Annotated in this window: 1 protein-coding gene and 1 pseudogene; both read right to left on the reverse strand. The window is 30.3% G+C overall.

Translation table 11 applies throughout. The features are described 5' to 3' along the window. Positions 1 to 220 (reverse strand): annotated as a pseudogene (locus tag CD126_RS09025) (ATP-binding cassette domain-containing protein); the annotation flags it as partial. 187 nt (positions 221 to 407) lie between these two features. Beyond that, positions 408 to 1007, reverse strand: a complete 600-nt coding sequence (locus CD126_RS09030; RefSeq protein ID WP_103370359.1) for a type I secretion system protein — start codon at positions 1005 to 1007, stop codon at positions 408 to 410. Between the last annotated feature and the right edge of the window lie 150 nt (positions 1008 to 1157).

Below are 1157 nucleotides of genomic sequence, written 5' to 3' on the forward strand. Positions count from 1 at the left end.
CTTCTGGAACGCTCGATGAACTCGAAATTAAAGTACTTTTACTGGAAATATTTTTAGGAACATTACCGCTATTATTCAATACTAAATCTTTTGCCAACTGAGACTTTCCAACTCCATTCTTTCCGACGATGTGATTAATCGTTCCAGAATAAAAGCTTAAATTACTATTTTCAATTAAAGTCTTTCCTTTTACCGTTAAAGAGTAATTATCTATCTTCATTTTTTCACTCCTATGATAGAGAATGCTTTAATATAATTGTAGCAATTTTAGTTTGATTTTATATGTATTTTTTGTGAAATATTTATATTCTAAGGAACACTTGTTTATTTGTTTATTTTTACTTTAAAATATTCCTAATACAAAAAACTTCAACCCACCACTAAACCTGAGTCGAAGTTTTTCTTATCTATTTCTTATTATAATTTCCATTATTTAGTGTAATTGCATCTGCTTTATTAACTAATGGATTGAGTGCGGGCTGATACACACTGTGATGATACTCTGTTCCTGCGAATCGACTAATATTCTCAATAAAATTACCGATATTCTCATCTAATTTACGTTTGGAATTAACGAGTGCGTTACGATCAGTGTGTTCAAAGTTGTTTGTGTAGATCTCAAATGCAATGGTTAACGTATTGAACTGTTTCTCTACAGGCTCATAATGTTGTAGTAACTTTTGAATTTTATCATGTGGGTTATCGCTGTGATGACTGACTTTCAGAATCAGTTCTTGAAGCTGATCATCTAAGAGTTTAAAGTAATGCTTGGTTTCCGCGAAACAGTCGGTAGTAAAAGGCTGATTATAATTCGCATTTTTATAAGTAAATTCTGTATTTCTGATTTTTGCAGCTTTATATGTAACGAGATCAATCATACTAATAATTTCATTATCGTAATCTTTATTCCGTATATCATCCTCATGTTTAAATTGCCATCTCATCATAAATATCGTACCTATAAGGGATAAGATACCTCCGGCGATAGCTGCTAAAAACTCACTCATATCATCACTCCTCAAATATTTGGTTTAAAAACAGCTTATCTCTATTTTCTGTTCAACTTTATTATAAAAATTTTAGAAAGCGGTTTCAATCATTGTTTATCTACGCTATAATATAATTAAAATAATAAATATATAAGGGGTATACAACTG

It is taken from the genome of Staphylococcus pettenkoferi (genome assembly GCF_002902685.1).
Classification (GTDB): domain Bacteria; phylum Bacillota; class Bacilli; order Staphylococcales; family Staphylococcaceae; genus Staphylococcus; species Staphylococcus pettenkoferi.

What these genes read in the sequence shown, in the direction of transcription:
- CD126_RS09030 (WP_103370359.1), bottom strand. Translation starts at nt 1,007, where the DNA reads ATGAGTGAGTTTTTAGCAGCTATCGCCGGAGGTATCTTATCCCTTATA.